The 9,270-nt window shown below is 68.0% G+C and carries 10 protein-coding genes; 6 read left to right on the top strand and 4 right to left on the bottom strand.

What is annotated here, in order from left to right; genetic code table 11:
- On the top strand, positions 1-2,497 hold a 2,497-nt coding region (locus tag FKP22_RS12485; protein WP_141287813.1), incomplete at its 5' end, for a zinc-dependent metalloprotease.
- An 18-nt stretch (positions 2,498-2,515) separates the two neighbouring features.
- Here the strand turns inward: FKP22_RS12485 and mpl are convergent.
- From mpl to thiD, 4 genes are read right to left on the bottom strand one after another with little or no spacing between them, the layout of a single operon-like run.
- Positions 2,516-3,883 (bottom strand): UDP-N-acetylmuramate:L-alanyl-gamma-D-glutamyl-meso-diaminopimelate ligase, encoded by a 1,368-nt coding sequence (gene mpl / locus FKP22_RS12480; RefSeq protein WP_141287812.1) that lies wholly within the window; start codon positions 3,881-3,883, stop codon positions 2,516-2,518.
- Between the two features lie 50 nt (positions 3,884-3,933).
- Positions 3,934-4,797 (bottom strand): D-hexose-6-phosphate mutarotase, encoded by an 864-nt coding sequence (locus tag FKP22_RS12475; RefSeq protein ID WP_141287811.1) that lies wholly within the window; start codon positions 4,795-4,797, stop codon positions 3,934-3,936.
- The gene (hemL, locus tag FKP22_RS12470) at positions 4,794-6,110 is read right to left on the bottom strand and encodes a glutamate-1-semialdehyde 2,1-aminomutase (RefSeq protein ID WP_231010230.1); all 1,317 of its coding nucleotides are present in this window, start codon (positions 6,108-6,110) and stop codon (positions 4,794-4,796) included. The genes FKP22_RS12475 and hemL overlap by 4 nt, the downstream gene beginning before the upstream one ends.
- Positions 6,100-7,059: a bifunctional hydroxymethylpyrimidine kinase/phosphomethylpyrimidine kinase gene (gene thiD, locus FKP22_RS12465; protein WP_141287809.1), complete on the bottom strand. Its 960-nt coding sequence runs from the start codon at positions 7,057-7,059 to the stop codon at positions 6,100-6,102. Before thiD ends, hemL begins: the two co-directional genes overlap by 11 nt.
- A 197-nt stretch (positions 7,060-7,256) precedes the next feature.
- Here thiD and FKP22_RS12460 point away from each other — a divergent pair, with 197 nt between their 5' ends.
- From FKP22_RS12460 to FKP22_RS12440, 5 genes are all read left to right on the top strand, one after another.
- A complete protein-coding gene (locus FKP22_RS12460) occupies positions 7,257-7,409 on the top strand; it encodes a rubredoxin (protein WP_141287815.1) in 153 nt (50 codons plus the stop codon).
- 22 nt (positions 7,410-7,431) lie between these two features.
- The gene (locus FKP22_RS12455; RefSeq protein ID WP_310733327.1) at positions 7,432-7,902 is read left to right on the top strand and encodes a response regulator; all 471 of its coding nucleotides are present in this window, start codon (positions 7,432-7,434) and stop codon (positions 7,900-7,902) included.
- A gap of 63 nt (positions 7,903-7,965) precedes the next feature.
- Positions 7,966-8,331 carry a response regulator transcription factor gene (locus FKP22_RS12450; RefSeq protein ID WP_141287808.1) on the top strand — a complete coding sequence of 122 codons (366 nt, stop codon included), beginning with the start codon at positions 7,966-7,968 and terminating at the stop codon, positions 8,329-8,331.
- Between the two features lie 25 nt (positions 8,332-8,356).
- Positions 8,357-8,884 carry a chemotaxis protein CheW gene (locus FKP22_RS12445; protein ID WP_141287807.1) on the top strand — a complete coding sequence of 176 codons (528 nt, stop codon included), beginning with the start codon at positions 8,357-8,359 and terminating at the stop codon, positions 8,882-8,884.
- 51 nt (positions 8,885-8,935) lie between these two features.
- Positions 8,936-9,270, top strand: a 335-nt coding sequence (locus FKP22_RS12440) for a hypothetical protein (RefSeq protein WP_211361389.1), incomplete at its 3' end; no start/stop codon positions are given.

Here is a 9,270-nt window from a genome sequence, read left to right as displayed (position 1 = left end):
TGCCGACGTCAGCCGTGACGCCACCCGCACCGACGGTTTCCTGCCGTTCTGGCGCAAGGAAGAGAAGGTCTGGCTGGAAATCTCGCCCGAGCAGCTGAACAAGCCCTTCCTGCTGACGGCCAACATCGCCCAGTCGGTTGGCGAGCGTGGCCTGTATGCCAGCCAGATGGGGCCGGACTGGATGGTCGAGTGGCGGCGCATCGGCAACCTGGTGCAGCTGGTCGCGCTGAACAATGAATTCCGCCCGGGCGCCGACACGGCATCGCGCGAAAGCGTGCGCCAGGCCTTCTCCGAAAGCCTGATCGGCTCGGCGGCGGTGGCCAGCGCGCCGCACCCCGAGCGCAAGAGCTTCCTGATCGACGCCAGCTTCCTGCTGGCCGACCTGGTGGGCTACTCCACCCGGCTGGAAGCCGCCTTCCGCCTGCCTTATGGCCTGGACCGTGGCAATTCCTCGTTCGACCAGTTGCGCGCCGATGCCAGCCTGACCTCGCTGAGCGCCAAGCTGCACTTCAGTACCCCGCGCCTGCCGGCCCCGCCGATGACGCCGCCGCCGGTACCGATGCCGCCGCCGCCGACCACCACGCCGGACCCGCGCAGCCTGTTCGTCACGGTGGTCTACAGCATGGCCAAGCTGCCCGAGCAGCCGATGGCCGCGCGCCTGGCCGATCCGCGGCTGGGTCACTTCACCGAAGACTTCACCGACTTCAGCGGCGACTTCAAGCCCAACCAGCGGGTGCACTACATCACCCGCTGGCGGCTGGAGAAGAAGGATCCGAACGCGGCGCTGTCCGAGCCGGTCAAGCCCATCACCTACTGGCTGGACCGCAACATTCCCGAGCGCTACCGCGGCGCGGTCACGGCTGGCATCCTGGAGTGGAACAAGGCCTTCGAGAAGATTGGCTACAAGGACGCGGTGGTTGTCAAGCAGCAGCCGGACGATGCCGACTTCGACACGATGGATGCCGAGCATGCGTCCATCCGCTGGTTTGTCGGCTCCGACGTGGGCTTTGCCATTGGCCCGAGCAAGCACGACCCGCGCAGTGGCGAGATCCTGGACGCCGACATTGGCATGAGCGATGTGTTCGGCCGCGGTGCGCGCCGCCTGATCGTCGAAGACCTGGGTGGCAGCAGCGCGAACAGTGCCGCGCGCGCTTCCGTGCTGTCAGCCCGTGAAGCCGCCGAGCGTTGCGACTACGAACACGAGTCTGCCGCCGAAATGAGCTTCGCGATGGACCTGCTGGAATCGCGTGGCGACATCGCGCCCGACAGCCCCGAGGCCGATGCCTTCGTGCAGGCCGTGATCAAGGACACCATCATGCACGAGGTGGGTCACACGCTGGGCCTGAAGCACAACTTCAAGGCCTCCACCACCATCAGCCAGGCGCAGCTGAAGGACAAGGCCTGGACCGAGGCGCACGGGGTCTCCGGCTCGGTGATGGACTACAACGCCTACAACCTGCCGCTGCGCGGCGAGACCGCCGCCGCGCCCAACAACAGCACGCTGGGCCCGTACGACTACTGGGCGATCGAATACGCCTACAAGACCATCCCGGCCGAGCAGGAGGCCGCCGAGCTGGGCCGCATTGCCGGCCGCAGCACCGAGCCGGCGCTGGCCTATGCTGACGACGCCGATGCCGAAGGCGGCCCGATCGGCGGGCTGGACCCGTTGGCCAACCGTTTTGACCTTGGCGACGATCCGTTGGCGTATTACAAGAAGCGCTTGACGCTGTCCAGGGAGCTGTGGGAACGCGTGCAGGCCCGCACGCCGCATGCGGGCGACGACCCGTTGCGCGCGCGCCGTTCGCTGGCCAGCGGTTTCCGCCAGCTGCGCAACCTGCCGGAGATGACGGCCAAGTACGTGGGCGGCATGGAAACCGTGCGCGACCTGCCCGGCACCACCGGCCGGCCGGCCTACAAGCCGGTGGCCCCGGCGCGCCAGCGCGAGGCGCTGAAGTTTCTGGCCGACGGTGTGTTCAGCGTCGACAGCTTCCAGTTCCGCCCCGAGTTCCTGGCCTCGCTGAGCCCGGACTACACCGAGTGGGAGCGCGACAAGCCGGTGCCCATCCCGGCCATCGTGCTGGCGCTGCAAAGCCAGGCACTGGACCGGCTGATGGCTGCCAGCACCGCGCAGCGTGTGCTGGACCTGCCGGCCTACCTGAGCCCGGCAGAACGCAAGGGCACGCTGACGCTGGACGAGGTCTACGGCACGCTGCAGTCTGCCGTGTGGAGCGAGCTCAAGAGCGGCAAGGAGATCGACAGCATGCGCCGCAACCTGCAGCGCGAGCACCTGAAGCGGGTGGTCACCGTGCTGACGCGCGGCGGCGCCGGCTTGCCGGCGGATGCGGTCAGCCTGGTGCGCTGGCAGGCCGTCAAGCTGCAGACCGAGCTGCGCACGGCGGCCAACAAGCCGACGCTGTCGGTCGACAGCCGCGCCCACCTGGCCGAAAGCCTGTCCAGCCTGAACGAGGCGCTGAAGGCCACGATGAACCGAAGCTGAGCCGCAGTCCTGGGTCTTTCAGGCCCTGACGGCCAGCGCGGCGAGCAGCTTCTCGTGCACGCCGCCAAAGCCGCCGTTGCTCATGCACAGCACATGGTCGCCCGGTTTGACCGCGGCCACCACGGCCTTGACGGTGGCTTCGATGGTCGGGCAGACGACGGCCTGCTCGCCCATTGGCGCCAGCGCCTCGGCGGCGTCCCAGCCCAGGCCGCCGCTGTGGCAGAAGGCCAGGTCGGCTTCTTCCAGTGCCCAGGGCAGCTGGGCCTTCATCGAACCGAGCTTCATGGTGTTCGAGCGCGGCTCGAAGACGGCCAGGATGCGGTCCAGGCCGACCTTGCGGCGCAGGCCGTTGATGGTGGTGCGGATGGCGGTGGGGTGGTGCGCGAAGTCGTCGTAGACCTGCACGCCGCCGGCCTCGCCGCGCAGTTCCAGCCGGCGGCGCACGTTCTGGAAGCTGCCCAGGGCTGACGCGGCGGCTTCGGGCGCCACGCCCACATGCTCGGCCGCGGCAATCGTCGCCAGCGCGTTGAGCTGGTTGTGCTCGCCCAGCAGCGGCCATTCGACGTGGGCGATCTTCATCGAGCCGCGCAACACGTCGAAGCTCTGCGGCTCGCCGCGCGCGCGCAGCGTGCCGGGCTCTTCCTTGCGCGCGCCAAAGCGCTGCACCGCGCTCCAGCAGCCGCGCTCCAGCACACGCTGCAGCGCGTCTTCGCGGGCGTTGACCACCAGCCGACCCTGGGCCGGCACGGTGCGCACCAAGTGGTGGAACTGGGTTTCGATGGCGGCCAGGTCGGCAAAGATGTCGGCGTGGTCGAACTCGAGGTTGTTCAGGATCGCGGTGCGCGGCCGGTAGTGCACGAACTTGCTGCGCTTGTCGAAAAAAGCGGTGTCGTATTCGTCCGCCTCGATGACAAATGGTGCGCCGGGCGCGGTGCTGCCCAGCCGCGCCGAGAGGCCGAAGTTCTGCGGCACGCCGCCGACCAGGAAGCCCGGCTGCAGCCCGGCCTGATCCAGCACCCAGGCCAGCATGGAGGTCGTGGTGGTCTTGCCGTGCGTGCCGGCCACGGCCAGCACATGCCGGCCCTGCAGCACGTTTTCCGCCAGCCATTGCGGGCCGCTGGTGTAGGGCGCACCGGCGTCGAGGATGGCTTCCATCAGCGGGTTGCCACGGGTCACGACGTTGCCGATGACAAACATGTCCGGCTTGAGTGCCAGCTGCTCGGCGCCATAGCCTTCGATCAGCTCGATGCCCAGCGCGCGCAGCTGGTCGCTCATTGGCGGGTAGACATTGGCGTCGCAGCCAGTCACGCGGTGGCCGGCCTCGCGCGCCAGTGCCGCCAGGCCGCCCATGAAGGTGCCGCAGATGCCGAGGATGTGAAGGTGCATGTTGGAGAGGGGCAGGGCCGAGGCGTCATCGCCTCGGCCAGGCGGAAATCTTAGGCGCGCAAATGCTGCATGCCGGCCCATTCTTCACCGGGCGCCAGTTGCACCGGCTCGGCAATGCGGGCGGCCTCGATGCAGAGGAAATGCTGCCAGTCGTCGTCGGGCAGGTCCGCGATCTTCGCAGCACCGCTCTCGCCGGGGTTCCAGATGACCACGTCGTCGAAACCCTGCATCGCAATCGAAGCCTTGCGGCCGATCTCGCGCAGCGTCAGCGCCCGGTTCACCTGGCGGTAGACGCGGTCGATGGGGCCGGCGAGCGTCAGCACGTCGCCCCATTGCTGGCCGGTCTTGTGCGTCGCGTCAGGGGCGTTGTCCTCGAAGTCGCAGCCTTGCAGGCCTTCGACCTGCAGCTTGGTGGGGTCGATGCAGCGCAGGTAGGTGTGCAGCGCGGCCTGGAAGGAGAAGGGCTTGTCGCCGGTGTTGGTCACCGCCAGCTCCAGGTCCAGCTCCTTGCCGGCCAGGCTCACCGTGAGTTCCAGCTCGAAGCGGTACGGCCAGTGCACGCGGGTTGCGATGTCGTCAGTGAAGCGCAGCACGCCGATGGCGTGGCCCGCGCGCAGCACCGATTCCGTGGCCTGCCAGGAGCGTGTGCGCACCAGGCCGTGGCGCGGCAGCGGGCCGCGTTCGTTGAATTGCGGGAAGATGACCGGCACGCCACCGCGGATCGCGGCCCCGGCGCCGTAGTTGGCGCTGGGCGACAGGTAGAGCTGCTCCTCGCCGCCGGCCGGGATCCACGAAACCACGTGGCCGCCGTGCAGCAGCACCGTGGCGCTGGCGCCGTCCGGCGCACGCAAACGCAGCGCGGGCTGGCCGAGGAAGCTGCCGAGCACGACCGCAGGATTCAGGTCTTCACTCATGCTGGGGCAAACGCGCTGCGGGCCGCGGCCACGGTGTCGGCCAGGTCGGCCTCGCTGTGGGCGGCGCTGACAAAGCCGGCTTCGTACAGCGCGGGCGCGAAGTACACGCCGCGGTCCAGCATCTGGTGGAAGAAGCGGTTGAAGCGGGGCTGGTCGGTGGCCAGCACTTCGGGATAGTTCTGCGGCAGCTGGCTGCCGAAGAAGAAGCCGAACATGCCACCTTCGCTGTCCACCGCAAACGGCACGCCGGCCGCTTCGGCCGCGCCGGCCAGGCCTCGTACCAGGCGCTGGGTCTTGTCGGCCAAGGCTTCGTAGAAGCCGGGCTTGGCAATTTCCTTCAGCGTGGCCAGGCCGCAGGCAGTGGCCACCGGGTTGCCGCTCAAGGTGCCGGCCTGGTAGACCGGGCCCAGTGGCGCGAGCTGCTGCATCACCTTGCGGCCGGCGCCAAACGCGGCCAGCGGCATGCCTCCGCCAATGACCTTGCCAAACACCGAGATGTCCGGCCGGAAGCCGGGGATGGCCTTGGCGTACAGGCTTTGCGCCGAGCCGAGGGCCACGCGGAAGCCGGTCATCACCTCGTCGAACACGAACAGCGCGCCGTACTGGTCGCACAGTTCGCGGATGCGCTTCACAAACGGCACGCTGGCGCGCACGAAGTTCATGTTGCCGGCAATCGGCTCGATCATCACGCAGGCGATCTCGTTGCCCTGCGTGCGGAAGGCTTCCTCGATCTGCGCGACGTCGTTGTAGGCCAGCACGAGGGTGTGCTGCACCACTTCCTGCGGCACGCCGGCGGAGGTCGGGTGGCCGAAGGTGGCCAGGCCCGAGCCGGCCTTGACCAGCAGCGCATCGGCATGGCCGTGGTAGCAGCCTTCGAACTTGACGATCTTGCTGCGGCCGGTGGCGCCGCGCGCCAGGCGGATCGCGCTCATGCCGGCTTCGGTGCCGGAGCTGACCAGGCGCACCTGCTCGATGCTGGGCACGTGGCGGATGATTTCCTCGGCCAGTTCGACTTCGCGCTCGGTCGGCGCGCCGAAGCTGAAGCCGTCATGCGCGGCCTTCAGCACGGCGTCCAGCACGGCCGGGTGGCCATGACCCAGGATCATCGGGCCCCAGGAGCCGATGTAGTCGATGTAGCGCGTGCCCTCGGCGTCCCACATGTAGGCGCCTTCGGCTCGGGCGATGAAGCGCGGCGTGCCGCCGACGGCGCGGAAGGCGCGCACCGGCGAATTGACGCCGCCGGGAATGGATTGCTGGGCGCGCTCGAACAGGCCGGCGTTGCGGCGGTTTTGGCTGGGATTCTCAGTGGACACGGCGCGAGCCTCCCGGCGGCAGTGTGGCATCGTCCGGCGTCACCGCGCCAGGCTCGCCTGGCAGGACGGGCGGCTCTTCCTCGTCGGGCGGCAAGGCCCAGAAAAAGCGGTCCGGCACCACATGGCCCATGCCGGGGCGGAAACCCGCGTCCAGGCTCTGGTCCAGGAACTGCAGTGCTTCGCCGACGGCGGCCTGCAGTTCGCTGTTGACCGCCAGCAGCGAGGCCAGCGCGGCGGACAAGGTGTCGCCAGCACCGACAAACGAGACTTCGAACAGCTCGAACTTCTCGCCGGTCAGGGCGCCCTGGGCCGAAGCCAGAACGTTGTCGATGAACTGACCTGCCTTGGCCGGCAGCATCACGCCGGTCACCAGCACGAAGCGCGTGCCGTGTTCGGCCGCGGCCACGGCCAGCTCGCGCGGCGAGGCCGGCCGCTCGTTGTCCCATTCGGGCAGCAGGAAGTCGGTCAGCGTCTTGTGGTTGCCCACCAGCACCTCGGTGGCCGGCAGGATCAGCTCGCGGAAGGCGTCCAGGTAGCTCTGCTGCTCGTCCTCGTCGACCCAGGACAGGTTGGGCAGGTAGGAAACCAGCGGCACCTCGGCATAGTCGGACAGGATCTCGGCCACGGCGCTGACGTTTTCGGCCGAGCCGAGGAAGCCGACCTTGAAGCCGGTGACGGTCACGTCTTCCAGGATGCTGCGGGCCTGCTCGACGATGGCGTCGCCCTCGATCACGTGCTGGTCGAAGATCTCGGCGGTGTCGCGCATGATGATGGTGGTCACCACCGGCAGTGCGTGGGCGCCCATCGCGGCGATGGTGGCGATGTCGCCGCCCAGGCCGCTGGCGCCGCTGGGGTCGCTGGCGTTGAAGCTCATCACGCAGGCCGGCGACGGCGCTTCCTGCAAGGCGTCGTCGGCGGTGCCGGCGTCGGAGGGAATGTCTGTGGTCATGGTGATGGCCTGGCGCAAGGCGTTCGGCGGAAGGCGCGAACCGGCGGGCCGGCACGATGTGTGGATTGTTGGAGCTTTGTTTGAGCTGTGTTGTGTATGTGCCGACAAACCCTTGGGATTTCGCCTCGGGCCGTCGCTATACTCCGGGCCGATTGTAGTGATCTGGCATCGAACCCGTGAGCGAAAACCGAACCTGGATGTGCCTCATCTGCGGATGGCTTTATGACGAGGCGGCCGGGGATCCTGAGCACGGCCTCGCCCCTGGCACCGCATGGGCCGATGTGCCCATGAACTGGACCTGCCCGGAGTGCGGCGCACGCAAGGAAGATTTCGAAATGGTTCAGATCTGAAGACCGCGCACATGCACGCTGCATGGCACGACGCGGGCTCGCCAGGCGCACAAAGACGCTATTCGTTGAGGGGCGCAAGGTGACCACATTAGGTCTGACGGAAACGCCGTCGGCAGTGACCAAGGTATTGGTCATCGATGACAGCAACACGATTCGCCGCAGCGCGGAGATTTTCCTGCGCCAGGGCGGCTATGAAGTCTTGCTGGCAGAGGACGGCTTCGATGCGCTCGCGAAGGTCAATGACCACGAGCCGCACATCATCTTCTGCGACATCCTGATGCCGCGGCTCGATGGCTACCAGACCTGCGCCATCATCAAGCGCAACCCCCGTTTTGCCGATGTGCCGGTGATCATGCTGTCCTCGAAGGATGGCGTGTTCGACAAGGCGCGCGGCCGGATGGTGGGTTCCGACGATTACCTCACCAAGCCTTTCACCAAGGATCAACTGCTGCAGGCAGTGGCGCAGTTCCGCGCCCTCGCCACGCAGCGTTGAAACCGTGGCGGGCCCGCCTCTTGCTGGCGGGTATCCGCGGCCGCCTGCTTTTTGGGTAGTCCCATGACCATTCAGAACATTCTCCTCGTTGACGACTCGAAGACCGAGTTGCACTTCCTGACCGAGCTTTTGACCAAGCGCGGCTTCTCGGTGCGCACTGCCGAGAGTGGTGAAGAGGCCATGCGTCGGCTGGCCGAGGCCAAGCCGGACCTGATCTTGATGGACGTCGTGATGCCCGGCACCAACGGCTTTCAGCTGACGCGGGCCATCACCCGCGACCCGCGCTTCTCCGACGTGCCGGTGATCATGTGCACCAGCAAGGGGCAGGAGACCGATCGGGTCTGGGGCCTGCGCCAAGGCGCACGCGATTACGTCGTCAAGCCGGTGAATGCCGATGACTTGATGGCCAAGATCCAGGCCCTGGGCTGAGCCCCCCGGCCCGCTCGCGACAACGATGTCCAACAAGGAAGCCCTCAGGGAATTGCAACTCCGGCTTGCCAGCCGCTTGCAGGCGGCGCGTGAGCAGCCGCGTGAAGCCGGGTGGCTGGCGGTGGAATGCGGCTCCGCTGGCCTGCTGCTGCCGCTGGGCCAGGCGGGCGAGATCCAGTCTGCCAGCGTCGTGACGCCGGTGCCGCACGCGGTGCCCTGGCTGGCCGGCGTTGCGAATGTGCGCGGCCAGCTGCATGCCGTGCTGGACCTGGCCGTCTTCCTGGGCCTGCGCGAGCCGCAGCCGGGTGTCGCGCCGCGTACCGGCGGCCAGCTGGTGGTGCTGAATCAGTCGATGCGCGTGAACTGCGCGCTGTTGATCGACCGTCTGGCGGGCTTGCGTGACAGCGAACAGCTGCAGCGCCTGCCGGAGGGCGACACGCCGAGGCCGGCCTTTGCGCCGCGCCAGTGGCGGGGCGCCCAAGACCGCGTGTGGGATGAGCTGGACCTGTCTGCGCTGGTCCACGATCCGTTGTTTCTGGATGTGGCCGCCTGACGATGGCGGTCCCCTGCTGCCGCTTGCTGCGGCAACCCCTGTGAGGAAGACATGAGCCTGCTCGATCAGTTCAAGGACAAGTTTGGTGCCCGCCCGACCGAGGAGGAGACGTCCCGAGCCGAGTCCGTGCCTCAGCCGGCCGCAACGCCTGCCGTGGCTGCCCATGCCGACCAGGAAGTCGACCTGCTGCTGAGCCAGATCGACCAGCGCCTGGGCCAGCAGGCCCAGGCGGCGATCGAGCCCGATGTTGCACTGGCCGCGGCCGCTGCTCCGGCTGCGCCCGTTGCCGAGGTGAGCGAAGAAGAGGCTGCCGCTTCGCGCCTGGCGCCCGAGCTGTCAACCTTCGGCGAGGCCAGCACCGGCTTGCCGTTGATCGGCCGGCGTCC

Origin of the sequence: Ideonella azotifigens (genome assembly GCF_006519715.1) — a bacterium.
Taxonomy (GTDB): Bacteria; Pseudomonadota; Gammaproteobacteria; order Burkholderiales; family Burkholderiaceae_C; genus Ideonella; species Ideonella azotifigens.
Note: the sequence above shows the minus strand (reverse complement) of the source record. Positions and strands in the feature narration are given on the sequence as shown.

Excerpts from the sequence above, each read along its gene's own strand:
- mpl (WP_141287812.1), bottom strand. The coding sequence starts at position 3,883 with ATGCACCTTCACATCCTCGGCATCTGCGGCACCTTCATGGGCGGCCTG.
- FKP22_RS12475 (WP_141287811.1), bottom strand. The coding sequence starts at position 4,797 with ATGAGTGAAGACCTGAATCCTGCGGTCGTGCTCGGCAGCTTCCTCGGC.
- thiD (WP_141287809.1), bottom strand. The coding sequence starts at position 7,059 with ATGACCACAGACATTCCCTCCGACGCCGGCACCGCCGACGACGCCTTG.
- FKP22_RS12460 (WP_141287815.1), top strand. The coding sequence starts at position 7,257 with ATGTGCCTCATCTGCGGATGGCTTTATGACGAGGCGGCCGGGGATCCT.
- FKP22_RS12455 (WP_310733327.1), top strand. The coding sequence starts at position 7,432 with ATGGCACGACGCGGGCTCGCCAGGCGCACAAAGACGCTATTCGTTGAG.
- FKP22_RS12450 (WP_141287808.1), top strand. The coding sequence starts at position 7,966 with ATGACCATTCAGAACATTCTCCTCGTTGACGACTCGAAGACCGAGTTG.
- FKP22_RS12445 (WP_141287807.1), top strand. The coding sequence starts at position 8,357 with ATGTCCAACAAGGAAGCCCTCAGGGAATTGCAACTCCGGCTTGCCAGC.